This is a genomic window from Thiofaba sp. EF100 (genome assembly GCF_039822285.1).
Taxonomy (GTDB): domain Bacteria; phylum Pseudomonadota; class Gammaproteobacteria; order Halothiobacillales; family Halothiobacillaceae; genus Thiofaba.
In genome coordinates this window covers 162,542-186,596 of the sequence record NZ_JBAJEY010000005.1, presented here as the reverse complement: position 1 = coordinate 186,596, position 24,055 = coordinate 162,542, and the positions used below count along the sequence as shown (strand labels likewise).

Sequence of the window (24,055 nt, the reverse complement as noted above, 5' to 3'; positions counted from 1 at the left end):
AGGTCCTAATTTGACTGTGTCACAGGTTGAGGGGAGAGAAGGCAAACCCGAGGTTGTTCCATATCCCTTGCGGCGTACCGCCGCGATCCGAGGTGCCCCCTCTCCCTAACCCTCCCCCCGAGGGGGGAGGGGACATGCGATCTTCGGGCTGCGTACCCGGTTGGGGCATGTCTTTCTCCCCTCCCCCTCGAGGGGGGAGGGGCTGGGGGAGAGGGTGAAACCCACATCGCCCGGATCAGGCTCCATCACCTCGAGGCCAAGTCAGAGTCACCCCTCACTTATGACGCAGTCAAAACTAAATATCAGCCCTGCGCCAAAAGGTTGCGCAGGTCGATGACCGCGGCATTGGCGCGCGAGACATAGGATGCCATCACCAGCGAGTGGTTGGCGACAAAGCCGAAGCCGCTGCCGTTGAGGATGACGGGGCTCCAGACCGTGGCCTGGCTGGCCTCCAGTTCGCGGATGATCTGCCTGAGGCTGACCAGCGCGTTCTTCTTCTCCAGCACCGTGGCGAAATCGACCTCCGCCGCGCGCAGAAAGTGCAGCAGGGCCCAGGTGGCGCCGCGCGCCTCGAAGAACACGTCATCCACCTGGTACCAGGGGGTGCGCACCATCAGCTGGCCGGGGGTGGCGGTGGACTGGCGCGCGGCCTCATCGCCCGAGAGGTCGGTGTTCACCCGCACCTGGCCGACGCTGGCGGAGAGACGTTGCGACAGGGAGCCGAGGCGCTTCTCCACCATCCCCAGCCAGTCGCGCAGGTTGTCCGCGCGGGCGTAGAACTGGGCGTCCGTGGCATCCCCATCGCCCAGGCGCAGGTCGTAACGCTCCAGGGCGCGGATGGCCTTGCGGTACTCGCCCTCGGTCGAGGGCAGCATCCACGAGGCGTTGTCGAAGTTGAACAGCGGCTCGGCGATGATCAGGTCCCGATCCTCCACCGACTGCGACTGCGAACGGGAGAAGTCGTTACGCAGCGCGCGCGCGAGGTCGCGCACCTGCACCAGCACGCCGAATTCCCAGTTGGGCATGTTGTCGATCAGCACGCCGGGCGGGGTGATGTCGTTGGAGAGGTAGCCGCCCGGCTTGTCGAGCAGGGTGCGGGCGACCTCGATCAGGGTGCCGGTCATGACCTGGCCGGTGACCGGCGCCTGCTGGCTCGAGGCCATGTGCGCGCGGGCGGCCTCGTTTACGTCGAATTCCGCCGGGGCCATGCTCCAGCGGATGGCGAGCACGGTCACCACCACCACGTAGGTCGCCCCAAGCAGACCGGCGCTCCACAGCAAGCCGCGCTCACGCATGGTGCGCGGGTGGTAGAGGCGGGCGGTGGTCTTGGCCCCGTGCAGCAGGCGGTCAAAGAGGTCGCGCAGATTCATGGCCGTGTCCGTCAGCGGCGAAGGATGCAGCTATCATGAGGGGAGAAATATGCCGTCCGCAAGGGCAGGGGAGGGGGGATGATCAAGCGCGTGTTACTGGGGGTGTTGGGCGTGGTGGTGCTCGCCATCGCGGGACTCGCCGTGTTCGTCGCCACCTTCGATGCCAACCGCTACAAGCCCGAGATCGAGGCGCTCGCCAAGCAGCATCTTGGCCGCGAGCTGCATCTCGGCGGCGAGCTGAGCCTCAGCCTGTGGCCGGTGCTCGGCCTGCACGCCGAGAGGGTGAGTCTTGGCAACGCGGAAGGCTTCACCGATCCCTGGTTCGCCGAGGCCGAGAGCCTGGTGCTCGGCGTCCAGCCGCTGCCCTTGCTCGAGCGGCGGCTGGAGGTGAATGAGGTGGCCGTAAACGGCCTAAAACTGTTCCTCGAGCGCCGCAAGGATGGCCGCACCAACTGGCAGCTGGTCCCGCAGGCCCCCGCGCCGCAGCCTGCGGCCGCAACGCCGGCCCCGGCCGGTGGCACGCCGACCGGCTTCGGCCTGCTGCTGGGCGGGCTTAGCCTGAAACAGGCCGAGGTCAGCTTCCGCGATGGCACCACCGGCGAGGTCTGGCGCATCGCCCCGCTCGAGCTGACCACTGGCCGCCTTGAGCCGGGCAAGCCCTTCGACCTGAGCCTTGAGGCGGGCATTCGCCAGGTGGATAAAAAACTTGAAGGACAGCTGCGCCTTGCCGGGCGGATGAAGGTCGATCCTGACCAGCCTGCCCTCGAGGTGAGCGGCCTTCGCCTCGAGGGCGAGGGGGCGCACCTGCCGGGGGGGATCGGCCGGCTGGTGTTCAAGGCCCGCTCCGAGCGGCTGGGCGTCGCGGATGAAAACCTTGCGCTGACCGGCGAGCCCCTCGCGCTCGAGGTGCGCCTGACCAACGGCCCGGCCCCGCTCGAGCTTTTGGATGCGAAACTGAACCTGGGGCTTTCGGGCGAACTCGCGCCCCTACGCCTCACGCTGGCGTCGCTTGCGGGCGAGCTGCACGCTGAAGGCGCGGGCCTCGGCGGCAAGGGTGTGAATGCCCGGCTGACAGGCGAGGGGGCGCTGGATGGGGCCGCGGGCACCGCTCAGCTCACGCGCCTTGCCGTCGACGCCGAGGGCCTGCGCGCAAGCCTTGCCGGCCGGCTCGAGGGGCTCAAGGCCACCCCGCACTTTGCCGGCCATCTGGATGTGGCCGACTTCAATCCGCGTGCCTGGCTCGCCGCGCATGGGCGCCCCCTCGCCGGGCTGCCTGAGGGTACCCTGGTCCAGGCCGGGGCGAAGGCGGACGTGGTCTTCAGCGACGGCAGCCTGCGCCTGAACGCACTGGAAGCGCGGGTGGATGAGACCCGCGCCCAGGGCAGCGTCGGGGCAGGCAAGGGCGGGCTCAGCGCCGATCTCGCCCTCGACCGGCTGAATGTCGACCGCTACCTGCCGCCCAAGCCGCAGGCCGCCCCGACCCCGCCCAAGGAGGGCGGTGGCAGCCCCGCGCCGGGGCCGGGGGCCGATACGCCGATTGATCTGCCGGTAGCTTGGCTTCGCGACTTGAGCGGCCAGGCGAACCTGCGCGTGGCGCACCTGACCGTGCAGCGCGTCGACGTGCGCGAGCTGCGGCTGGCCGGCAAGGCCCGGGGCGGAGATCTTGCCATCGACACCTTGAGCGGGCGGGCCTTCGATGGTCAGTTCGAGACCCGCGGTGGGCTGGACGTGCGCGGTCAGACCCCGCTGTGGCGGGCGGCGGGTCGGGCCTCGGGGGTGGATGTGGGCGCTATCCTGCGCCAGTTTGCCGAAAGCGATCGCCTGAGTGGCCACGGCGAACTGAACTTCGACCTGCGCACGCGCGGCGCTTCGGTGAACGCCCTCAAGGCCGGGCTCGACGGCACGGCGCGCGCGCGTTTCTTTGACGGGGCCCTCAAGGGGGTGAACATCGGCCAGCTGTTGCGCCGCGCGGATGCCGCCCTCAAGGGCCAGCCCGCCCCGCCGCCCGAGCCTGCGCAGACCGATTTCACCGAACTCTCCGGCAGCGCGACCATCGCCAACGGGGTGATCCACAACCCGGACCTCGACGGCAAGTCGCCGCTCTTACGCGTGCAGGGCGCCGGGGTCATCGACCTGCCCAAAAACGGCATCGACTACGGCCTGACCGTGACCGTGGTGCAGACCGCCACCGGGCAGGGGGGCAAGGAGTTGGCCAACCTGCGCGGGGTGCCCATTCCGCTCAAGATCAGCGGCTCGCTCAGCGACCCCTCCTACAGCGTGGATCTTGGCAAGGTGGTGGAAGAGCGGGCGAAGAAGGAGGTTGAGAAGCGCGTGGGCGAGGAGCTGCAGAAGCGACTCGGCGTACCGGCCCCGTCCGGTTCGACACCGCAGGAGCCAGCCCAGCCGGCCCCCGCGGTCCCGCCCGTGCAGGACCTGCTGAAGGGGTTGATCGGGCGCTGATGGATACCTTTGCCAGCCGCCTTCTCAGCTGGTGGGATACGCACGGCCGTCATGACCTGCCCTGGCAGCATCCGCGCGAGCCTTGGCGGGTGTGGGTGGCCGAGGTGATGCTGCAGCAGACCCAGGTGGCGACGGTCATCCCCTATTTCGCCCGCTTCATGGCGCGCTTTCCGGACATCGCCACGCTGGCCGCGGCCGATGAGGATGAGGTGCTGGCCCACTGGGCCGGGCTGGGCTACTACCGCCGCGCCCGTTTCCTGCACGCCGCCGCGCGCCATGTGGTCGAGCACCATGGGGGCCGGTTCCCGCAGAATCTCGAGGCCGCCATGGCCCTGCCGGGGCTCGGCCGCTCCACCGCCGCGGCCATCCTCGCCCAGGCCTATGGCCTGCCGCATGCCATCCTCGATGGCAACGTGAAGCGGGTGCTGGCGCGCTATCACGGCATCGAGGGTTGGCCGGGCGAGGGGCTTGTGGAGCGCGCGCTCTGGCACAAGGCCGAGGCGCACACCCCGCGTGAGCGGGTGGCCGACTACACCCAGGCGATCATGGACCTCGGCGCCACCGTCTGCAGCCCGAAGAACCCGGCCTGTGGACGCTGCCCGCAGCAGGTGGACTGCGCTGCCCTGCAAGCAGGACGGGTGGATGAGCTGCCCACCCCGCGCCCGCGCAAGGTCCTGCCGGTGCGGCGCACGGTGATGCTGCTGATCGAGGGCGAGGCGGGCGTACTGCTCGAACGCCGCCCGCCGGTCGGCGTCTGGCCCGGACTGTACAGCCTGCCCGAGTGTTCGGCGGAGGATGCCGCGGACTGCCCAGAGCGGCTCGGGCTCGTGTTTGGCGAGTCGCTGCCGGTGCTGCGCCACACCTTCAGCCACTATCACCTGGACATCGAGCCGCGCCGGGCGCGCCTGAAAGACCCTGTCGTCCGGGTCATGGATGAGGGGGGGCGGCTCTGGTATAACCCCGCTCATCCCCCGCCCGGCCTCCCCGCGCCGGTGCAGCGAATCATCCAGCAATACTGCAAGAGGAAACCCACATGACCCGCATGGTGCATTGCGCCCGTCTGAAGCAGGAGGCCGAGGGCCTCGACCGCCCGCCGTACTTCGGTGAACTCGGGCAGCGCATCTTCGACAACGTCAGCAAGCAGGCCTGGCAGGAATGGCTGCGTCACCAGACCATGCTGATCAACGAGTACCGTCTCACCCCGGTCGATCCCAAGGCGCGCAAATTCCTCGAGCAGGAGATGGAGAAGTTCTTCTTCGGCGAGGGCTCGGCCAAGCCGGAAGGGTATGTCGCACCCGAGTAACCCCTCTCTGGGTGTCATCGAGGCGTAACGCAAACTTCATCATTGACGCCTAGCCTTGGCGGCTCAGTTTTCCATGCGGGGGCGCATAGCCATCCCCGCCATCCTCCACGGAGAGCGAGACCGCCATGCTGCACGCCAGCACCCCTCCGCCGATCACGCGCCCGGCGTCCCTGCCGCGCTGCGCGCTGGACCTCAAGCTGGACGTCCCCACGGCCTGCCCCGCGCAGCATAACGAGGACGTCATGCATCTCTTCCACGAGCATGCCGAACTCATCGGACTGCCGGTGGTGGAGGCGGACCAGCCGCTTGGCATCATCAATCGCAACATCTTCATGAACGAGATGGCGCGGCCCTTCGTGCGCGAGATCTACGGGCGCAAGAGCTGCATCGCGTTCATGGACAAGCGCCCGCTCACCGTCGAGGCGCATACGCCGATTCAAGAGCTCAGCTTCCAGGTCCTGGCGGCCGGCAGCAAGGCGCTCTCCGACGGCTTCATCATCGTCGATAACGGACGCTACCTCGGCGCCGCGACAGGTTTCGACCTGGTGAGTGCGGTGACCAACCTGCAGGCGGAGAAGAACCGCCTGGTGATGGAGAGCATCGACTACGCGAGCGTGATCCAGAAATCCTTCCTGCGCCCCTCGCGCCTGGAACTGGCCGCCACCCTGCCCGACCATCTGCTGCACTGGGAGCCGCGCGACGTGGTCGGGGGGGACTTCTTCGTCTTCCGCAGCTTTGCGGACGGCTTCTTCGCCGCGGTCATCGACTGCACCGGCCATGGCGTGCCGGGGGCCTTCATGACCCTGATCACGGCCTCCTATCTTGACCGCCTGCTGGCGCACGGCGATCCGCGCGATCCGGCGCGGGTGCTGGGCGAGATGAACCGCATGGTCAAGGCATCCCTGGCCCAGGATGGCGAAGATGGGGAGGGGTCGGACGATGGCATGGACGCCGCCTTCCTCTGGTTCGACCATGCCACTCGCAGCCTGACCTGGGCGGGGGCCAAGACCCCCCTGTTCGTGCTGGCGCCCGGGGCCGTGGATGTGGCGCAGCTCGATGGCGATCGCATGGGGGTCGGCTACCGCACTACGCCGATGGCGCACGCCTGGACCAACCGGGCCCAGGTGCTCGAGCCCGGGACTGGTGTGTTCATCACCACCGATGGCGTGATCGACCAGGTAGGCGGCCCCAAGCGCATCGCCTTCGGCAAGAGGCGCCTGCGCGGGATGCTGCTCGAGCACCGCGCGCTACCGCTCGCTGAGCAGGGCGAACGCATCATGCGGGCCTTCCGCGACTACCAGGGTGAACAGCCACGGCGCGACGACGTCACCTTGTTCGGTTTCCGGATCTGACTCCGGTTTTAACGCTGATTTTCGAGCTTCAGGGTCATGCAATTGGACGTCTTTAACGCATTTCGCGACTGTGCCCTGCGCGAAGGGGTGCAGTTCTATTTCAACGGCTATCTCTCACATAACGTCATCGGCGCGATGGGTGACACCCTGCGCCATCGTCTCGAGGCCCAGGGGACCAAGGGCACGGTCACCCGCCGGGTGTTTTCCACCTTCGTCGAGATGGCGCAGAACATCCTCAACTATGGTGCCGATGCCGCGCCCGTGGCAGGGAATGGCAGGATCGGGCAAGGCGCGGTGGCGATCGGCCAGCTCGGGGATCACTTCTACATCATCTGCGGCAATCACATCGAGCGCGAGCATGTCGAGCGGGTGCGGGAGAAGCTCGATGCCATCCGCGCCATGTCGGCCGACGAGATCAAGCAGGCCTACCGGCAGCAGCTGCGCAACGAGGAGGAGGATCACCTCAGCAAGGGGGCCGGGCTCGGTTTCCTGACCGTGGCGCGCGACTCGAGCGCCCCCATCGAATATTGCTTCGTCGAGGATGAGGACGGCCAGGGTCAGGTCGGCTTCTACCTTAAGGCCACCATCTGACGGAGGAGGATTCCCATGCAAGACCTGTATATCCCCGCCACCGCCACCTCGCCCGAGGTGGACTTCCGCTTTTCCGCAGACCGCCTGTCGTTGGTCGGCGAGTCCTATCCCGAGAACGCCGCCGCCTTCTACGGGCCGGTGCTTGATGCCCTGCGCGCCTACCTCGCGCAGGCCTGCGGGCGGGACATCGAGGTCAATGTCGAGCTCAAGTACTTCAACAGCAGCAGTACCAAGGTGTTGTTCAACATCTTCGAACTGCTGCACGCGGCGACCGGCGCCAACGACGTGCGGCTGCACTGGTACTACGACGAGGAGGACGACACCATCCTCGAGTTCGGCAATGACCTGCACGAGGATTTCCCGGAGATCCGCTATATCCCGATGGCCGTGGCTTGAGTCTGCGCGCCCATGCAGAGGGAAGGCTTCAGCCTGTTCGAGTCCGAGGAGGACCTGCTGGACCGCGTCCTGCACGTGCTCGGCGAGGGCTCGGCCTCGGCCGAGACCCTGCGCGCAGAACTCGCCCTGCTCGCCCAAGGCTACCGCCGGCTGTTCCGCGAGACCCAGCGCCTGATCAAGCTGAGTGACCGCAAGGAAGAGGAGCTCAACCGGCTCAACCGCGAGCTGGCCGCTCTAAGCGCAAGACTGGAGCATCAGGCGACCCACGATGCGCTGACCGGCATCCTCAACAAGGGGGCCCTCACCCGCTATCTGGTCGAGGAGCAGGAAGCGGTGGCCTACGGTCTGCTCCTGTTCGACATCGACCACTTCAAGCAGGTCAACGACCGCCACGGGCACCCGGTGGGCGATGCCGTCCTGCAGTCCTTGGTCGCGCGTATCCAGGGTAAGCTCCCTGCGGAGGTGCGCTTCGGCCGCTTCGGTGGCGAGGAGTTCGCCATCGTCCTGCCCCATGGCATGTCCGACACCCTGCATCCGCTGGCCGAGCGCCTGCGTGAGGTCGTCGCGGCCGAACCCTTCGTGGCGGAAGGTCGGACGATCCCCGTCACCATCAGCCTCGGCGCCACGCTCGCCGCGCCCGGCGAGCCCTTCTCCTCGGTCTATTCGCGGGCCGATGACGCCCTCTACCGCGCCAAACAGGGCGGCCGCAACCGGGTCGAGATCGCCTGATCCCGGCGTGTCGCGCAGCGCGGCGGCGGGCCATGTCCTATAACAACTCTTGAGCCTTCATGGCCCGTCCAGGGGTGGGGTGAGGGCGCATCGTGGAGGACAGGGCATGGTGGGGACTGCGCTGACGGCAAAGGTCCGGGGCGATGCGGTACGCGCCCTGGAGGAGCGCCTGCTGGCGCAGGGCAAGCTTTCACGCGCCGATCTCGAGCGAGCCAGGATGCTGGCCGAGGAGGGGGAGGGGGGACTGGTCCCCGCTCTGCTCAGGCTGGGGCTCGTCTCCGAGCAGGGCGTGGCCGAGGCTCTGGCCGAAGTGCTGGGCCTGCCCATGGCGAATCCGGTCGACTATCCCGCCGCGCCTGTCATGGAGGAGCAGCTCTCCCCGCGCTTTTTGCGCCAGTACAAGGTGGTGCCGCTGGCGGCCGGGGCCGAGCGCGTCGAGGTGGCCTTGGCCAATCCGCTGGACGACTATGTCATCCGGGCCATCGAGCTCTTCTCCGGCAAGGCCGTGTCCTGCCGGATCGGCCTGCCGGCCGAGATCGACGCGGCGCTCGACCGGCTCTATGCCGGTGGGCGGACTGAGATGGATCAGATCGTCGGCGATATTGTCCCCGCCAGTGACGGCGAGCGGGAGGAGGACGTCGCCCACCTCAAGGATATGGCCAGCGAGGCCCCGGTCATCCGCTTGGTCAGCCTGATCATCCAGCGGGCCGTGGAACAGGGGGCCTCGGACATCCACATCGAGCCGTTCGAGAACGAGCTCAAGGTGCGCTATCGGGTGGATGGCCTGCTGCACGAGGTGGAGGCCCCCCCGCCCCGCCTCTTCCCGGCCGTGGTATCGCGCATCAAGATCATGGCCCGGCTGGACATCGCTGAGCGCCGCCTGCCGCAGGACGGCCGTATCCGCATGCGGGTGCAGGGGAGGGAGCTCGACCTGCGTGTCTCCACCTTCCCGACCATGCACGGTGAGAGCGTGGTCATGCGCCTGCTCTACAAGGACGGTGCGGTGGGCGATTTCGCCGAGCTCGGCTTCAGCGAGCGTACGTTGGCCGACTTCATGGCCTGCCTGAAGCAGCCCTACGGCATCCTGCTGGTCACTGGACCGACCGGCTCGGGCAAAACCACCACCCTTTACGCCGCCCTGCGCGTGCTCAACGATCCGACGCGCAAGATCCTCACCGTTGAGGACCCGGTCGAGTACCAGATCCCCGGCGTGAACCAGATGCAGGTCAAGCCGCAGATCGGCCTCACCTTCGCCCGTGCCCTGCGCTCCATGGTGCGGCAGGATCCGGACGTCATCATGATCGGCGAGATGCGCGACCTGGAAACCGCCGAGATCGGCGTGCAGTCCGCCCTCACCGGCCATCTGGTGCTCTCCACCCTGCACACCAACGATGCCCCGAGCAGCATCACCCGCCTGCTGGACATGGGCGTGGCGGGCTATCTCGTGACGTCCGTGGTCAATGGCGTGCTGGCGCAGCGCCTGGTGCGCCGCTTGTGTCCCGCGTGCCGCGAGGCCTACCGCCCCCTGCCCGAACTGGTGCGCCGCACCCGGCTGGACAAGGTGGCGGGACGGGAGGACGTGACCCTCTACCGCCCGGTGGGCTGCGAGGCCTGCATGGGCACCGGCTACCACGGCCGGATCGCGATCATGGAGATGCTGGTGATGACCGATCCCCTGCGCCGCCTGGTGCTGGAGGAGGCCGATGCGCGGAGGCTTGCGCAGGCGGCCATCGAGGGCGGCATGACCTCGCTCTACGAGGATGGATTGGCCAAGGCCCTGGCCGGCGTCACCAGCATCGAGGAGGTGCTGCGGGTGAGCCAGGATCAGGGGGACTGACATGCCGGCCTTCCGCTACAAGGCGGTGAGCGCCTCCGGCGAGGTGCTGGAGGGCGAGATGGCCGCCGCCTCGCGCGAGGCGGCCATCGCTCGCCTGCAGGGGCTTGGCCACATACCCTTGCACGTCGAGGAGGCCGTTGGGACGCGGCGCTGGGCGTGGGGACGCCGTCGTCGGCTCGACACTGCCCGCTTCACCCGTGACCTGTCCACCCTGCTCCGCGCCGGGGTGCCACTGGACCGTGCGCTGGAGATGCTGATGGAGCTGGCCGAGGATGAGCCGGGGCGGCGGCTGCTCGCTGGCTTGCTCGACGACGTGCGCGGTGGAAGCGCCCTGGCGGATGCGATGGAGGCGCGGCCGGAGGTATTCGGTCGTTTCCAGGTCAGCATGGTGCGCGCCGCCGAGGCGGGCGGAGCGCTGGAGACGGTGCTCGAGCGCCTGGCTGACTTCATCGAGCAGTTCCAGGAGCTCAAGGCCAGCGTCCAGGCGGCCCTGATCTATCCGGCGATCCTGGTGGCCGTGACCCTGCTCTCCCTGCTGGTCCTGCTGGTCTATGTCATCCCGCAATTCGCCACGCTGTTCGAAGGGGTTGGCCGGTCCCTCCCCCTGCCGACGCGGGTGGTGATGGGCGTGGCCGGGTTTGTGCGCGATTGGGGCTGGCTGCTGTTGGCGCTGCCGCTGCTGGCCATCCCGTGGCTGCGGGCGGCGCTGCGGGGCACGGCCTTCCGCCGGCGATGGGACGGCTGGCTGCTAGGTATGCCGCTGCTGGGTGAGCTGGTGCTCAAGATCCAGACCTCGGTCTTCGCCCGCACCCTGGGCACTCTCATCTCCAGCGGCGTGCCATTGCTGTCCGCGCTGCGCATCGTGCGCGACACCCTGACCAACAGCGTGCTCGCAGAGGCCGTGGACCGGGTGATCGACAGCGCGCGCGAGGGCGGCGGCCTGGCGGCCCCCATCCGCGCTTCCCACCGTTTCCCGCCGCTGGTTGCGCACCTCATCGGCGTGGGGGAGGAGAGCGGCCGGCTGGATGCCATGCTGGTCCAACTGGCCGAGGTCTACGATCGCGAGACCCGCCTGGCCATCCGGCGTCTGCTCGCCCTGCTGGAGCCTGTTCTCATCATCGGTCTGGGGTTGGTCGTGGGCGGGATCATCATGTCCATCCTGGTCGCCATCCTGGGCATCAACGAGCTGGCCTTCTAGGCCGGCAGAGGGAAAAGACATGTTCATCACAAGAGATCAGGCAGCGCATCACCAAGTCCCCCGGGCGAGGCGCTGGGCGGGCTTCACCCTGATCGAGCTGCTGGTCGTGCTCGTGATCCTGGGCCTGCTGGCGGGGCTGGTTGGGCCGCAGGTGCTGAAGTACGTGGGGCGCTCGAAGTCGGATACCGCCCGCCTGCAGATCGCCCAACTGGGGGCGGCGCTGGATCTCTACCTGGTGGACATCGGCCGCTACCCGACCACCGACGAAGGGCTCGGAGCCCTGGTGTCCGCCCCTAGCGGCGTGCGCAACTGGAACGGGCCTTACCTCAAGAAAGGTTTTGTGCCCAAGGACCCCTGGGGGCACGACTACACCTACCGTGCCCCCGGCCAGCACGGCCCCTACGACCTGTTCAGCCTGGGGGCGGATAACCGCCAGGGCGGCACGGGCGAGGATGCCGACGTGAACAGCTGGGAGTAGCTCATGCGCACTTCTCCGGCAGGGAAGGGGTTTACCCTGATCGAGCTGCTCGTGGTCATGCTCATCGCCGGCCTCGTCCTTACCGTGACGCCCCCCCTGCTCACCGCTGCGTTGCCCGGGCTCCAGGCACGCTCCTCAGCGCAGCAGCTCGCGGCCGGACTGCGCATGGCGCGCGGCCAGGCCATGGCTGGAGGCGGTGAGGCCGTGCTCGTGCTCGACCTCGCGCGTCACAGCTTCCGCGTTGGTAGCCGCCCCGAGGTGCGCCTGGGGCGGTCGCTGGAGTTGCGTCTGGACACCGCCGCGTCGGAGCTGGAGGGCGAGCAGCGCGGAGGCATCCGCTTCTTCGGCGACGGCAGCTCCACCGGCGGACGCATCACCCTGCGCGCCGGCAAGCATGCCTGGCAGGTGGATGTGGATTGGCTGACCGGGCGGGTGACGGTCGATGAGGCGGTCTAGCCATGGTCCTGGCCCTGGCCCGGTGCGGGGATTCTCCCTGCTCGAGGTGGTCGTGGCTTTCTCCATCCTTGCCCTGGCCATGGGCGTGCTGATGGCCCTGTTTTCCCAAGGGCTGAGCAACGCGCGGGTGGCGCGGGACTACAGTCGCGCGCTCCAGCTTGCCCAGTCGCGCCTGGCCGAGGTCGGCGTGACCTCGCCCTTGCGTTCCGGTGCGGAAGACGGGGTCTCCGGCGGCCTGGCCTGGCGGGTGGAGGCAGTCGAGCGGCCCCGCGAGGGCAAGTCCCCCGTGCGGGCCTATGAGGTGACGGTGGAGGTCGAGGCGGACGCGGGGCGCCGCGTGACGCTACGCTCCCTGCGCCTGGTCGGGAGCGGGCGATGAAGGTGTCGGGCTTCACCCTGATCGAGATGCTCATCGCCGTGAGCCTGACCGCGGTGATCGCCCTCCTGGCCTATTCCGGCCTGAACCTGGGCAGCATGGGGTGGTCGCGGGCAGCGCGGGTGACGGCCGAAAGCGACGAGGCGCGTGTGGCTTGGGCCTTCGTCCGCGCCCATGTGTCCGAGGCCCGCCCCCTGCGCGGGGTGGACGATGACGAGGGGGGCATCGAGTTCGAGGGGCTGCCCGACCGCCTGCGCTTCGTTGCCCCCGCCCCGAGGCAGCGGGCCGCTCCCGGCGGGCTGTATACCTATGTGCTGGAACTGCGCGATGGCGCCCTGTGGCTGGACTGGGGCTTGTATCTTCCCGACCGCGAAGGTCCGCGCCTGGAGCCGCCGCGACGGCTGGTCGATGGGGTGGAGAGCCTGCGCGGTTTCGCCTACTTCGGCGTGCGGCGCGAGGGCGAGGGTGCGGCCTGGCACGCGCGCTGGGATCGTTCTGACGCCCTGCCTGAGCTTGTGCGCATCGAGCTCTCGGTGGCGGGTGTCGACTGGCCGGAGTGGGTGATCCCCCTGCAAGGGGGACGCGGGCCATGAGGCGGCGCCGTGGCATGGCCCTGATCCTGGTGCTGTGGGTGCTCGCCCTGCTCGGTACCCTGGCGATGGGAACGACGGCGCTCAACCAATCCGAGATCCTGCTGACGCGCAATGCCCTGGACGCCGCCCGCCTGCGAGCGGCCGCCGAGGCCGGTGTGGCCCTCGCCGTGCAGGGGCTGCTCCAGCCGGACCCAGTCTTGCGCTGGCGGGCGGATGGCACGCCCTACGAGGGCCGCTTCGATGGCGTGCACCTGCGGCTGGCCGTGCTGGACGAAACCGGTCGCATCGATCTCAACGAGGCCGATGAAGACCTCCTCGGCGCCGCCCTGAGCCGGGCGGGTGTGGAGCCCGGCCAGCGGGATGCTCTGCTGGCTGCTATCTTGGATTTCAAGGACGAGGACGGCGAGCGGCGGCCCGGCGGCCTTGAGGACGACGACTACCGTGCCTTGGGGCTGCCCTACGGGGCCAAGGACGCCCCCTTCGAGGATCTGGACGAGCTGTTGCTGGTGCCTGGCATGACGCAGGAGCTCGCCCAGCGTCTGCGGTCCCTGCTGACGGTCCATCCCGGGCATGGGGGGGTGAACCTGTGGGTGGCAGAGCCGGAGGTCTTGTTCGCCTTGCCCGGCGCTACGGTGGAGGAGATGGATGCCTTTCTCCGCGCCCGGGCGCTGGCGGCCCTCGACCCCGCGCTTCCGCCGCCGCCCGCGCCCCTGGGCATTGACCGGCGTTTCCTGACTCAGCGGACCAGCGAATTTTTCGTCGTCCGTGTCGAGGCCGCCCTGGCGGAAGGGCCGCTGATGCGCGTCGAGGCCGTGATCCGGCTGCACGCCCTCTCGGGTGGGGGGGCGGGACGTCTCTACGAGGTCCTGGGGTGGGAGGAGGGGGCGCATTTCGTACTGGCCCGGTGGGAGGCCGAAACATGATGACCGCAGTCGTCAAGAGCAGGGGGGCACTCGGTGCTGTGCGCCAGGTCCTGCACTGGTGGGGCCGGGAACTGAGATCCCTCCTCACCGTGCCCCCCTTCAGCCTGCTGTTCGGCCATGACGACCGGGTCATCATCGATCTGGAGGCCGAGCGGCTAGCCCTCACCAAGTGCCACGGCGGTGAGGACACCCCGCTCGGCGTCTTCCCTTTTCAGGGCCGCCTGGATGCAGCGGCGCTGGACGTGCTGCGTGGTCAGGTGAGGCGCGGCACGGAGGCGGTGATCCGCCTGCCGCGCGAACAACTCCTTTGCCGCAATCTCAGTCTGCCGCTGGAGGCGGAGCCCAATCTGCGCGAGGTGTTGGGGTACGAGATGGACCGGCAGACCCCCTTCCGCGCCGATCAGGTGTACTACGACTACCAGGTGCTGGAGCGGCGGGATGGCGATCGCCGCCTGGTGGTGCAGATGCTGGTCGCGCCCCAGGCCTCGCTGGCCCCCCTGCTGCACACCCTCGAGGGGCAGGGCCTCGTGCCGTCGATGATCACCGTGGCTGAACAAGGGGCGCCATACTGCGACATCGCCGCCATCAACCTGCTGCCCGCATCCCTGCGCAGGCGGCCCGCCGGGGTGTGGGGGCGCGTCAATGGCGCCCTTGCCCTGTCCGCCCTTGTCCTGCTGGCCCTTGCCGCCGTGCTCCCCCTCCAGCGCCAGCAGGTCGTCATCGAAGATTTGGAGGGGCGCCTCGCGGCCCTCGCCCCGCAGGTGCAGTCTGCGGGCACGATGCGCGCTGCCATCGACGAGATGCGTGAGGAGCTGGCGCTGTTCGTGACGCAGAAGCGGCAATCCCCGGTCGCCATCGACGTGCTCGAGGAGGTCAGTCGCATCCTGCCGGACGATACCTGGCTGGTACGCCTGGAGCTCCATGGTCGCCGGCTGCGCCTGCAGGGTTTCACTGTCGAGGCACCGGCCCTCATCGGCCTGCTCGAGGCCTCGCCGCTCCTGGCCAACGTCACCTTCACCTCGCCGGTGGTGCGCGATCCCCGTTATGGCCGTTTCCAGTTCAGCATCGAGGCCGACGTGGTCGGCGGGAGGGGCGGCTGATGCGTACCCTCCGTCCCGCCGAGAGCCGCGCCCTGGCCCTCGTCCTGCTGGCGCTCGTGCTGGCCGGTCTTTACGTCGTGCTCGTCCAGCCCTTGGTCGCTGCCTACCGGGACAATCGCGAACGCATCGACGAGCTTGCCCTGCGTCTTGCCCACAGCCAACGGCTGGCCATGGAGCAACCCGCGCTCGAGGCCGAGCATGCCCGTCTGCTCCGCAGCCGGCCCGCCGGAGGGTATTACCTCACCAGCCAGAGCGAGGCCCTGGCGACAGCCGAGCTGCAGGGCTACGTGAAGCGGCTCATCGAATCCTCCGGCGGCGGCCTGGTCAGCATCCAGCTCATCCCCCCGTCCTCCGCCGATGCCCGCCGCAGGATCAAGGCCCAGGTGCGCATGCAGGGCAACATGGCGGTCGTGCGTGCAGTGCTGCACGGTCTGGAGTCGGGCAGTCCGTGGCTGCTGGTGGACGATGTCGATCTGATGCAGGGGCGCGTCCAAGGGGTTCGCCGGACTGCAGCGACCGAAGGCGCCGGCCAGCTGGAGGTGAGCTTCAACCTGACCGGATTCATGCGGGGGGCCGGGTCATGAATCTTTTTCGCCGACGCCAGGACCTGCTCGGCCCCCTCCTGCTCATGCTCAATGCGGGACTGGCCTTCGTCCTGTGGTGGGAGTGGGGGGCCACCGCCCCGGACATCCCCGCCCCGCTCGGCAGGCCATCCCCGGCGCGCGAGGACCCACCCGCGGCCCAGTTCGCCCTGCCGCCGCTGGAGAGCTACGCCCAGACGGTCGCGCGCCCCCTGTTCAACATGAGCCGGCGCCCCGAGGAGGAGGATGCGGGCGTGAAGACAGCGGAGGGGGTCTTCACCCTGACCGGGGTGGTCATCACCGCATCCGGAAGGCGCGAGGCCCTGCTGGTGCCCCGCGGTGGCCGGGGAGTGACGCGCGGAGGGGTGGGGGACTGGGTGGATGGCTGGCGGATCGAGCTCATCGAGCCCGAACGGGTGGTGCTCAGGCGAGGGCCGAAGGAAATGCCGCTGGTACTGGAACGCCCCTCCAAGGGGGGGGCGCAACCCGGCTCGACGGCCCCACTCCCTCCGCCCAAAACACCGTTGGCCGCGCCGGCGGGCGGATAGAAGATCCAACGATGAGGCGCCAGGAACATTCGGGCGTTGCGGAACACGATCAAGGCACTGGGAGAGGACATCATGCATCACCTGGAAACCCGTCGCCCCCTGCTGGGGCTGGCCATTGCCCTTGCGCTGGGAGGGTGCAGCACCGCTTCTAGGCAACTTCACCTGCCGGAGTCGCTCGTCTCCTCCGCGCCCCCCCTCGAGGCACCCGCGCCCGTGCTCGAGGATCGCCCAGCAAGCCCCCCGCCCAAGGATGGGGTCTACAAAGGCACGGGGCAGTTCGTGCGCAGCCCGGTGACCCGCGTGCCGGATGCCGGCGCGCCGGGCGTGGGCGAGGTCACCCTGAACTTCGAGAACACCGACGTGCACGAGGTGGTCAAGGTCGTCATTGGCGACCTGCTCAAGCAGAACTATGCCATCGATCCGGCGGTGAAGGGCAGCATCTCGGTGCAGACCAGCCGTCCCATCCGCACCGAGGCCCTGCTGCCGTTGATGGAGAACCTCCTGCGCATGAATGGCGCCGCGCTGGTGCGCAACGGCGAGGGCTACCGTATCGTCCCCCTGACCGGGGCCATGCGCGGGGCCACGCCCTCGATGGACAGGCGTCTGCCAACGGGCTTCCGGGTGCAGGTGGTGCCACTGCGTTACATCGCGGTGCAGGAGATGCAGAAGATCCTCGAACCCTTCGTCAGCGACGGCGGGCTGATGAAAGTGGACGAGCGGCGCAACCTGATCATCCTGGCCGGCTCCAGCGGCGAGCTCCAAGGCTGGCTGGACACCATCGACACCTTCGACGTGGATTGGCTCAAGGGCTATTCGGTCGGGATCTTCCCGCTGGAGAACGCCGACGCCAAGACCGTGGCCGCCGAGCTGCAGAAGATCATCGGCGGGGAAGGCAAGGACAGCATGATCCGCCTGGAACCGATGGAGCGCCTCAACGCCATCCTCGTGGTCACGCCCCAGCCCGCCTACCTGGATCAGATGAAGACCTGGGTGGATCGCCTGGACCGCGCCGGAGGCGGCCCCGGCAGCCGCCTCTACGTCTACCAGGCGAAGAACCGCAAGGCCTCCGAACTGGCCGACGTGCTCGGCGAGCTGTTCTTCGGCCGCAAGCGCGCCAGGACCGAGCCGGTCCGCCTCGCCCCAGGCCTTGAGCCCGCGCGTCTCACCACCGCCCAGTTCCTCCAGCCACCTGGTCTGCGGGATACGGCTCGGCGGGAGATACTCCCGTCGCCTTACAGCACGCCTGGCCTGAGCGGCGCGGGGCAGACCCCGGCCACGTCGCAGCAGCCCCTGAATCCGCCAGGCGGGGGGGAGAATGCGTTGACCGTGGTGGAGGGCGCGGGGGTGCGGGTGGTGGCCGACGAGGCCAACAATTCCATCCTCGTTTATGCCTCGGCTGAGGACTACCGGGTCATCGAACAGGCCCTCAAACGCCTGGATGTCGAGCCCCAGCAGGTGCTGGTGGAGGCCTCCATCATCGAGGTCAGCCTGACCGACGAGCTCAAGTACGGGCTCGAGTGGTTCTTCAAGAACCGGGGGATCGTCAATAACCGCACCGGGCAGGCCCTGCTCGACCTGAACAAGGCCGCCAGCGGCCCCGAATCCCTCGCCACCATCATTCCCGGCTTTTCCTACAGCCTGGTCAATGCGGCCGGGGAGATCACCGCCGTGCTCAACGCCCTGGCCCAGGAATCCAAGGTCAACGTGCTCTCCAGTCCTTCGCTGATGGTGCTCGACAACCGCACGGCGGAGATCAGGGTGGGAGACCAGGTGCCGGTCATCCTCTCCAACCAGGAGAGCTACAGCGGTCTGAGCCTGTTGCAGGCCTACCAGTACCGCGACACCGGGGTGCGGCTCAAGGTGACGCCACGGGTCAACAGTGGTGGCCTGGTGACCCTGGACATCGTGCAGGAGGTCACCGACATCGGTGGCAAGGACCCCGACACCAAGCAATACACCTTCCTCCAGCGCTCCATTGAGAGCGTGGTGGCGGTGCAGGGCGGGCAGACCATCGTGCTCGGCGGCCTGATCCTGGAGAACCGCACCGATGCCGAACGGGGCATCCCGGGCGTGTACAAGGTGCCGGTGTTCGGCAAGCTGTTCGGGGCCACGGAGGAGAGCACCAAGCGCACCGAGCTTTTGGTCATGCTCACCCCGCGCGTGGTGCGCAACCAGAAGGAGGCCGCCGAGGTGACCGAGGAGTTCCGCCAGCGTCTGAGGAGCCTGCAGCCTGCGCCCAAGCCTGCCACCACCAGCGAAAAGGCGCCGGAAGGCAGCTGATCCGTCCTGATCTTCGCATCCCGCTCAAGCCGCTCCGTGAATCTCACGGGGCTTTCCATTGGGTACGACTCGGGATCACCCGGCGAACCTTTGAAACCGCCTGGAAGGGGACTGCATTTTTCTGGACAAACACAAGAGAAGGGCGATGGTTGCCCATCGCCCTCGGGTGGCCGGCCCCTGCAGGCCGGCTTGATGTGCCCGCCGGTTATGGCGTTGTCGGGCAGGCGTTGGTCGAGGTCTGCTTGACGTTGACGATGTCGCAGGTCACCTCATCGCCGGGCTGGAGGTTGCCGAGATTGAGGGACGGCGTGGTGTTGGCGTCATAGACCCCGCGGGTGCCGTTGTTGCACATGATGGTGGTGAGGTAGGTGCCCGCACCACGCTCTTCGCTCACCGTGGCCGGGAAGTTGCCGTTCACCGGTTCAATGTTTACGGCCGTGCCCGCGCTGACCGGGCTTCCGTTCACCTTCAGGGTGAAGCCGGTGGAGGACGGGGTGCAGCTGGTGCCGTCGCAGATGGCCTTGTTGACCTTCACGCGCGGCTTGCGGACGTTGCTGATCGAGCACTCGTAGTCCTGAATGGCACTGGTGGTCACCTGGCCACTCGCGTTGCAGCTGCCGCCGATGGCAGTGACCCAGTCGGAGGCGCTGCTGCCGCTGATGGCCTCGCTCACCGTATGGCTGGCGCCCAGGGCGACGTAGTGCTGGCCGGTATTGCCACCGGGCTGGCTGACGGTGGCCTTGGTGTCCCCGTCGATCTTCAGGGCGAAGGTGCTCGCCTCGGTCTTGCAACTGTTCACCGTTTTGCTGACCTTCAGCTTGGGCTGGGTGTTGTAGAAGGTGCAGGTGACGTCGTCGCTGATGCCGAGCTCCAGGCTGACGGAGTTGGGCAGGTAAGTCCCCGTTACCGGCGCGCCCCCGGCGTACACACAGCTGGCGTCGATGCTCGAGCCGAAGCCGGCGGCATCCGTTTCGGTGATGGTGATCGGGCCGGTGCTGATGTCCTCGAAGGTCTTGGAGGCCGATCCGGAACCACCGCTGATCGTCGGACTGAGGGTGAAGTTGCCAAGCGCCCCGCTGGCATAGCTGAAGGTCGGGGTGCCGTCCTGGCCGGTGGCCTGCTTGACGACGGTGAGCTGGCCGCAGACCTCGAACGAACCGAGCACGAAGTCCTTCAACTCGGCGGTGAACGACTGCGATGAACGGGTCTTGACCGTCACGCTGCTGATGCAGGGGATGACGCCGGTACCGCCGAGCAGCTGCGAGACATTCATCCCCCCCTCGGTGAAGCCATTGCGGAGGATGAGGTTGGTCGGCTGCCCCAGTTTGTCGAAGTTCTGCCATGGACCGCCATCGATCGTGCCATTGTTGTTGAAGGCGCAGATCGTGCCGGCCGGGTAGCTGCCCGCGGGGTTGCAGCCCTCGCCGTCCAGGGCGTGCACGGTGGTCCACGAGCCGGTCAGGGCATCGCCTTTCCAGACGTGGATCTCGACCGAGCCCACGTCACCCCCCTTGGTGAAGTCCATGCTGACCAGGATATCCCCCTCCGTTCGCCCGCCGCTGAATTTGCAGGTGGCGTTCTTCGGGCAGCCCTGCCAGGTCGGGTCTTCCAGCATGGCAGGAGGGACGGGCATGCCATTGATGGTCAAGGCGATGTCCGACTGGTTGAATTCGATGTCGATGTGGCTGTCGCCGTCGTTGGCGATGCGCTCGAAGCCGCCGTAGATCAGCAGTTCGTTCGCCGCGTTGCGCCTGGCCATGAAGTAGCCGTTGGAGACGTCGTCCTTGGAAGGGACGCTGCCACCTTTCCAGGCGTAGCTGCTGATCGGATCGCTGTTCTTGTTGGTGCCGGCGAAGACGGTCCGGTCGCCAATGATCTTCGGGGTGAGGTTGATGTTCTCGCCGGCGAGGTCGTCGCGGACGAAGGTGGCGATGATCGCGCCGTAATCCTTGTAATCGGGAATGCCGTTGGCGGGGTTAACGTCCAGGTAACCGTGGTTCGCGCCGAACAGGTCGGCCCAGTCGGGGCCGGCTTTGCTCGAGTCGCCGAGGATGTTCGCACGGCCGAAGTCAGCCCCATCGTTGACCGTATCCTCGTTGGCGCCGAGCTCCAGCATGCCAGCGGTGGGGTCATCGACAGGGATAGGTGGGGCGGCTTGGGCTCCCCAGGGCGAAAATGCCCCCATGAGGCCTGCCGCCAGGGCGAGTGCCCGTTTCATTGTCAGGATGTTCATCTTCGTTCCCTCCGTTGGTAGGGCTTGAGTCCGGCGTGTTGACTGGACGACGCCGGGCAGTTGGGAGCAAGGGCCGGCGGCGCTTTTTACGCCACCTTCGTGAAGATGTATTAGGTGGCGATGGGGGAATCGGCCATGGTTCATTCGTACTACCCGAGGGGCGGCGCGAATGGTGTGGAAAGAAAATGGCGCCGTTGCCGGCGCCATTGGATGATTGTCCGCGGTCCAGGTGGCTGAGGCGAACCCCAGCCAGCGGGCCTTAGTAGGGGCAACCCAGCTCGTTGGCGTCGGACAACTTCTTGAGGGCCGACGATACCGTTTCAGGCCCTGGAATCAGGCCCACCGCATCCCAGTAAAGCTCTTTCACGCCCTGTACCGAATAGGGGTAGTTGATCGAGTCGGCGCTAGCCAAGGCGGCTGCCGTGTGGCGGTTGAGGGCCTTGAGGCCGCCACCGCCGAGGTTCACCGCATCCATCAGGGTGACGCTGTCCTCGAGGCCGGACTGGGCCGAGGTCACGTTGACGGGATTGCCCATGTGGGTGCCGTCGAGGGCTACGTTGAAGGCCATCGGGTACTTGATGGTGGCGGTCTTGTCATCCGAGCCCATGCCATCCCAGTACTCGGGGTGGTTCTTCCAGAAGCCCGGGGTGCAACCCTGGTCGCCCGAGTAGGCCTCGCAGGTGGCGCTGGCGGTGCGGGTGATCTGGTTCGGGAAGCCGGCCACCTGGTAGGTTGCGCTCACATTGTTGGTGACCGGGCCCGCAGCCATGGGGTAATAGGTCGCATTGACCACCGTGGCCGCGGCCCCCGTGACCAGTGTGGCCGGGAAGGCGGCGCCAGCGGTGGGCGCCTTGTCGTCGGTCACGCTCACCTTGTTCAGGTTCGGGCTGTCGCTCGAGCCGGTATTCTGCAGGGTGTAGGTGAAGGTCAGTGGATCACCCACTTTGACCCGTGCGGGGGCACAGCTCTTGCTCAAGCTGAAGTCCGGCTGGAACAGGTTTACCGAGTGGCCAGCCTGGTGGCTGATGTCGTTCGGGAAGCCGTCCGGATGGTAGTGCACGGTCACCGTATTGTTGTACGGGTCGGATGCGCCGGCCGGGATGGTGTGCTTCACGCTGAAACTGCAACTTGCGCCGCTCGCCAACGTGCCACAGTTATTGGCCGAGGCCGTCGCGGTCAGGGTGCCCAGTTTGTCGTCGCTGACACTGTCCAATTTGAGCGCCGGGCTGTCCGATGAGCCGCTGTTGGTGATGGTGAAGTTGTAGGTCACCTGATCGCCGACCTTGGAGAGGGCATTGCCGGTCTTACTGACGGTGACGGCTGGCTGGAACAGGTTCACCGAATGATCGTCGCTGGCGATGATGTCGTTCGGGAAGCCGTCCGGGTGGTAGTGCACGGTCACCGTGTTGTTGTACGGGTCGGAGGCCCCCTGCGGGATGGTGTGCTTCACGCTAAAGCTGCAGCTCGCGCCGCTCGCCAGTGTGCCGCAGTTATTGGCCGAGGCCGTCGCGGTCAGGGTGCCCAGTTTGTCGTCGCTGACGCTGTCCAGCTTGAGCGCCGGGCTGTCTGAGGAGCTGGTGTTTTGGATGGTGAAGCTGTAGGTCACCTCATCACCGATCTTGGACAGGGTGTTGCCGGTCTTGGTGACGGCGACGGCCGGCTGGAACAGGTTGACCGCGTGGTCGTTGCTGGAGATCACCTCGTCACCCTGGAGGTCCGCCTGGGCGTCGTAGATCACGGTAACAGTGTTGGGCAGCGGGTCCGGATCGCCCGCGGCCACGCGCCGCCACGCCGTGATGCCGCAGGTGGCTTTGGGGGCCAAGGAGGTCCCGCAGGTGTTCGATTCGACGCAGGATTGGCCTTGGGTGAGGTTGCTCTTGTCGCCGCCCGGGCAGTTGCCGTTGGCGTTGGTCAAGGTGCCCAGGAGGGTGTCAACGATGCTCTGCTTGTAGAGCGTTACGACGCCGGTGTTCTCGATCTGGATGTTGTAGGAGGCCAGATCGCCGACCTTGGAGAGCGTCGAGCCGCTCTTGTCGGCGCTGATGCCGCACAGCGGCACGGAGCCGATCAGGAAGTCCTTCAGCTCGGCGGTGTAAGACTGGCCGGAGGTGCGCGTCTCGAACAGGAAGTCCGACAGGCAACCCACGCTCTGCCCGTTCATGCGCAGCACGGCGCTGAGGTTGAGGATGCCCTCGGCGAAGGCCGTGGCGGGGAAGTAGGCGCTGTAGGGGTTGGCGGTCTTGTCGTTCTTGGCGATGTAGGGCCAAGGGGCCTTCTCGGGGCCGTTGTTGTTGGAGATGGCGCAGCCGAGGAAGTTGTCAGTGGACGTCGAGCAACGCAACCCCTGGCCGGTGAACAGCTCCTGCAGGGTCCCTCCGCCCGCGTTGCCACCGGTGCCCACCCAGCGGGCCACGGAGAAGGTGACATCCGCGCCGCCGTTGGTGAATTCGGCCACCACCAGGATGTCGCCAACGGCGCGGCCGTTGACGAACGAGTTGCCGCTGATCTGGAGCTTGTTGCGGGTGAACCAGCCGCCCCAGGAGGCGGAGCCGTTCTCGGCATGCAGGTCGCCGCCCATGACAACAATCAGGTCGCCGGGGAGGTGCTGCAGGTTGCCTCCGTTGGAAGGGACAGGGTTGTTGAGAGAGTCAAGCACGTCGGTGACCGGGCCATCGTAGACATAGAAGGCCGCGTAGCCGTTGGTGATCTGGTTCTTATCCGGGATGCCCCCGGTGATGACCTTGCAGCCTGACAGGTCCAGGACGTCCTTGCATTGGGTGCCGAAGGCCGGGTCGTCCTGTACACGGGTGAAGGGCACGCCGGGCAGGCCGGGGAAGTCGGGGACGAACACCCGCACCGCAGCCTTGCCGTTGTAGGTGCCCGGGGCCTTGTTGTACTCGGTGTTGACGAAGGCCCAGTCTTCGGGCCCCCCTGGGGGGTAATCCATGGCATCCGCGTTGTTGGGGTTGCCGTTCTCCGAGGTCGTTTCGTGCAGCTCGAAAATGCTGGAGAAGCCCCCCGCGCTGGCCGTGACTGGCGCGCCGATGGCTGCGGCGATGGCCACCGCCAGCACATAGGTGGGGGCCTTTCTGAAGGGCATGGGTGTGTTCATCGCGTTCCTCCCGCGGCATGGCCGCCTGAAAAGATGCATGGGCAGCAGGGTTTTTGCCCGCCACAACCCATTTGTAGACCACGGGTGGGAGGGCGCCATAGTCCATCCGTACTAGTTGCGGGAGGGGGAAAGGATGGCG

The 24,055-nt window shown here is 67.5% G+C and carries 21 protein-coding genes; 18 read left to right on the top strand and 3 right to left on the bottom strand.

Going from position 1 to position 24,055, the window contains the following annotated elements; all coding sequences use genetic code 11:
• Window positions 1-302: 302 nt before the first annotated feature.
• Window positions 303-1,370 carry a DUF2333 family protein gene (locus tag V6D91_RS09885; RefSeq protein ID WP_347320060.1) on the bottom strand — a complete coding sequence of 356 codons (1,068 nt, stop codon included), beginning with the start codon at window positions 1,368-1,370 and terminating at the stop codon, window positions 303-305.
• Between the two features lie 78 nt (window positions 1,371-1,448).
• Between V6D91_RS09885 and V6D91_RS09880 the strand changes: the two genes are divergently transcribed.
• The 18 genes from V6D91_RS09880 (at window position 1,449) to gspD (ending at window position 18,571) form a co-directional block, all read left to right on the top strand.
• Window positions 1,449-3,830 (top strand): AsmA family protein, encoded by a 2,382-nt coding sequence (locus tag V6D91_RS09880; protein ID WP_347320058.1) that lies wholly within the window; start codon window positions 1,449-1,451, stop codon window positions 3,828-3,830.
• Complete coding sequence (gene mutY, locus V6D91_RS09875) at window positions 3,830-4,867, top strand: A/G-specific adenine glycosylase (protein ID WP_347320056.1); 1,038 nt, start codon at window positions 3,830-3,832, stop codon at window positions 4,865-4,867. The genes V6D91_RS09880 and mutY overlap by 1 nt, the downstream gene beginning before the upstream one ends.
• Window positions 4,864-5,133: an oxidative damage protection protein gene (locus V6D91_RS09870; protein ID WP_347320054.1), complete on the top strand. Its 270-nt coding sequence runs from the start codon at window positions 4,864-4,866 to the stop codon at window positions 5,131-5,133. The genes mutY and V6D91_RS09870 overlap by 4 nt, the downstream gene beginning before the upstream one ends.
• Window positions 5,134-5,258: 125 nt before the next feature.
• A complete protein-coding gene (locus tag V6D91_RS09865) occupies window positions 5,259-6,485 on the top strand; it encodes a SpoIIE family protein phosphatase (protein ID WP_347320052.1) in 1,227 nt (408 codons plus the stop codon).
• 36 nt (window positions 6,486-6,521) lie between these two features.
• The gene (locus tag V6D91_RS09860; RefSeq protein ID WP_347320050.1) at window positions 6,522-7,076 is read left to right on the top strand and encodes a SiaB family protein kinase; all 555 of its coding nucleotides are present in this window, start codon (window positions 6,522-6,524) and stop codon (window positions 7,074-7,076) included.
• A 15-nt stretch (window positions 7,077-7,091) separates the two neighbouring features.
• Complete coding sequence (locus V6D91_RS09855) at window positions 7,092-7,472, top strand: DUF1987 domain-containing protein (protein WP_347320048.1); 381 nt, start codon at window positions 7,092-7,094, stop codon at window positions 7,470-7,472.
• 12 nt (window positions 7,473-7,484) lie between these two features.
• Window positions 7,485-8,201 carry a GGDEF domain-containing protein gene (locus V6D91_RS09850; protein WP_347320046.1) on the top strand — a complete coding sequence of 239 codons (717 nt, stop codon included), beginning with the start codon at window positions 7,485-7,487 and terminating at the stop codon, window positions 8,199-8,201.
• Between the two features lie 106 nt (window positions 8,202-8,307).
• Window positions 8,308-10,038, top strand: coding sequence for a type II secretion system ATPase GspE (gene gspE / locus V6D91_RS09845; protein ID WP_347320044.1), 1,731 nt, complete (start codon window positions 8,308-8,310; stop codon window positions 10,036-10,038).
• 1 nt (window position 10,039) lies between these two features.
• The gene (locus tag V6D91_RS09840; RefSeq protein ID WP_347320042.1) at window positions 10,040-11,236 is read left to right on the top strand and encodes a type II secretion system F family protein; all 1,197 of its coding nucleotides are present in this window, start codon (window positions 10,040-10,042) and stop codon (window positions 11,234-11,236) included.
• Window positions 11,237-11,255: 19 nt separating this feature from the next.
• Window positions 11,256-11,714 (top strand): type II secretion system major pseudopilin GspG, encoded by a 459-nt coding sequence (gene gspG / locus V6D91_RS09835; RefSeq protein ID WP_347320040.1) that lies wholly within the window; start codon window positions 11,256-11,258, stop codon window positions 11,712-11,714.
• A gap of 3 nt (window positions 11,715-11,717) precedes the next feature.
• A complete protein-coding gene (locus V6D91_RS09830; RefSeq protein ID WP_347320038.1) occupies window positions 11,718-12,170 on the top strand; it encodes a GspH/FimT family pseudopilin in 453 nt (150 codons plus the stop codon).
• Complete coding sequence (locus tag V6D91_RS09825; protein WP_347320036.1) at window positions 12,157-12,549, top strand: prepilin-type N-terminal cleavage/methylation domain-containing protein; 393 nt, start codon at window positions 12,157-12,159, stop codon at window positions 12,547-12,549. Before V6D91_RS09830 ends, V6D91_RS09825 begins: the two co-directional genes overlap by 14 nt.
• Window positions 12,546-13,139, top strand: a complete 594-nt coding sequence (locus V6D91_RS09820) for a prepilin-type N-terminal cleavage/methylation domain-containing protein (protein ID WP_347320034.1) — start codon at window positions 12,546-12,548, stop codon at window positions 13,137-13,139. The genes V6D91_RS09825 and V6D91_RS09820 overlap by 4 nt, the downstream gene beginning before the upstream one ends.
• Window positions 13,136-14,062, top strand: coding sequence for a hypothetical protein (locus V6D91_RS09815; RefSeq protein WP_347320032.1), 927 nt, complete (start codon window positions 13,136-13,138; stop codon window positions 14,060-14,062). Before V6D91_RS09820 ends, V6D91_RS09815 begins: the two co-directional genes overlap by 4 nt.
• Window positions 14,059-15,162 (top strand): PilN domain-containing protein, encoded by a 1,104-nt coding sequence (locus V6D91_RS09810; RefSeq protein WP_347320030.1) that lies wholly within the window; start codon window positions 14,059-14,061, stop codon window positions 15,160-15,162. Before V6D91_RS09815 ends, V6D91_RS09810 begins: the two co-directional genes overlap by 4 nt.
• A complete protein-coding gene (gene gspM / locus V6D91_RS09805; RefSeq protein ID WP_347320028.1) occupies window positions 15,162-15,746 on the top strand; it encodes a type II secretion system protein GspM in 585 nt (194 codons plus the stop codon). Before V6D91_RS09810 ends, gspM begins: the two co-directional genes overlap by 1 nt.
• Entirely contained in the window at window positions 15,743-16,291 is a 549-nt protein-coding gene (locus tag V6D91_RS09800) for a hypothetical protein (RefSeq protein ID WP_347320026.1), read from the top strand. The genes gspM and V6D91_RS09800 overlap by 4 nt, the downstream gene beginning before the upstream one ends.
• 72 nt (window positions 16,292-16,363) lie before the next feature.
• On the top strand, window positions 16,364-18,571 hold the full coding sequence (gene gspD / locus V6D91_RS09795; RefSeq protein ID WP_347320024.1) for a type II secretion system secretin GspD: 2,208 nt from the start codon (window positions 16,364-16,366) through the stop codon (window positions 18,569-18,571).
• Between the two features lie 205 nt (window positions 18,572-18,776).
• Here gspD and V6D91_RS09790 read toward each other — a convergent pair whose 3' ends face one another.
• Both V6D91_RS09790 and V6D91_RS09785 read right to left on the bottom strand, forming a co-directional pair.
• Window positions 18,777-20,804 carry a hypothetical protein gene (locus tag V6D91_RS09790; protein ID WP_347320022.1) on the bottom strand — a complete coding sequence of 676 codons (2,028 nt, stop codon included), beginning with the start codon at window positions 20,802-20,804 and terminating at the stop codon, window positions 18,777-18,779.
• Window positions 20,805-21,063: 259 nt separating this feature from the next.
• Window positions 21,064-23,904, bottom strand: a complete 2,841-nt coding sequence (locus V6D91_RS09785) for a hypothetical protein (protein WP_347320020.1) — start codon at window positions 23,902-23,904, stop codon at window positions 21,064-21,066.
• Window positions 23,905-24,055: the final 151 nt, after the last annotated feature.

Bases quoted from the DNA above. Each gene is read 5' to 3' on its own strand.
- V6D91_RS09885 (WP_347320060.1), bottom strand. From the start codon at position 1,370: ATGAATCTGCGCGACCTCTTTGACCGCCTGCTGCACGGGGCCAAGACC.
- V6D91_RS09880 (WP_347320058.1), top strand. From the start codon at position 1,449: ATGATCAAGCGCGTGTTACTGGGGGTGTTGGGCGTGGTGGTGCTCGCC.
- mutY (WP_347320056.1), top strand. From the start codon at position 3,830: ATGGATACCTTTGCCAGCCGCCTTCTCAGCTGGTGGGATACGCACGGC.
- V6D91_RS09870 (WP_347320054.1), top strand. From the start codon at position 4,864: ATGACCCGCATGGTGCATTGCGCCCGTCTGAAGCAGGAGGCCGAGGGC.
- V6D91_RS09865 (WP_347320052.1), top strand. From the start codon at position 5,259: ATGCTGCACGCCAGCACCCCTCCGCCGATCACGCGCCCGGCGTCCCTG.
- V6D91_RS09860 (WP_347320050.1), top strand. From the start codon at position 6,522: ATGCAATTGGACGTCTTTAACGCATTTCGCGACTGTGCCCTGCGCGAA.
- V6D91_RS09855 (WP_347320048.1), top strand. From the start codon at position 7,092: ATGCAAGACCTGTATATCCCCGCCACCGCCACCTCGCCCGAGGTGGAC.
- V6D91_RS09850 (WP_347320046.1), top strand. From the start codon at position 7,485: ATGCAGAGGGAAGGCTTCAGCCTGTTCGAGTCCGAGGAGGACCTGCTG.
- gspE (WP_347320044.1), top strand. From the start codon at position 8,308: ATGGTGGGGACTGCGCTGACGGCAAAGGTCCGGGGCGATGCGGTACGC.
- V6D91_RS09840 (WP_347320042.1), top strand. From the start codon at position 10,040: ATGCCGGCCTTCCGCTACAAGGCGGTGAGCGCCTCCGGCGAGGTGCTG.
- gspG (WP_347320040.1), top strand. From the start codon at position 11,256: ATGTTCATCACAAGAGATCAGGCAGCGCATCACCAAGTCCCCCGGGCG.
- V6D91_RS09830 (WP_347320038.1), top strand. From the start codon at position 11,718: ATGCGCACTTCTCCGGCAGGGAAGGGGTTTACCCTGATCGAGCTGCTC.
- V6D91_RS09825 (WP_347320036.1), top strand. From the start codon at position 12,157: ATGAGGCGGTCTAGCCATGGTCCTGGCCCTGGCCCGGTGCGGGGATTC.
- V6D91_RS09820 (WP_347320034.1), top strand. From the start codon at position 12,546: ATGAAGGTGTCGGGCTTCACCCTGATCGAGATGCTCATCGCCGTGAGC.
- V6D91_RS09815 (WP_347320032.1), top strand. From the start codon at position 13,136: ATGAGGCGGCGCCGTGGCATGGCCCTGATCCTGGTGCTGTGGGTGCTC.
- V6D91_RS09810 (WP_347320030.1), top strand. From the start codon at position 14,059: ATGATGACCGCAGTCGTCAAGAGCAGGGGGGCACTCGGTGCTGTGCGC.
- gspM (WP_347320028.1), top strand. From the start codon at position 15,162: ATGCGTACCCTCCGTCCCGCCGAGAGCCGCGCCCTGGCCCTCGTCCTG.
- V6D91_RS09800 (WP_347320026.1), top strand. From the start codon at position 15,743: ATGAATCTTTTTCGCCGACGCCAGGACCTGCTCGGCCCCCTCCTGCTC.
- gspD (WP_347320024.1), top strand. From the start codon at position 16,364: ATGCATCACCTGGAAACCCGTCGCCCCCTGCTGGGGCTGGCCATTGCC.
- V6D91_RS09790 (WP_347320022.1), bottom strand. From the start codon at position 20,804: ATGAACATCCTGACAATGAAACGGGCACTCGCCCTGGCGGCAGGCCTC.
- V6D91_RS09785 (WP_347320020.1), bottom strand. From the start codon at position 23,904: ATGCCCTTCAGAAAGGCCCCCACCTATGTGCTGGCGGTGGCCATCGCC.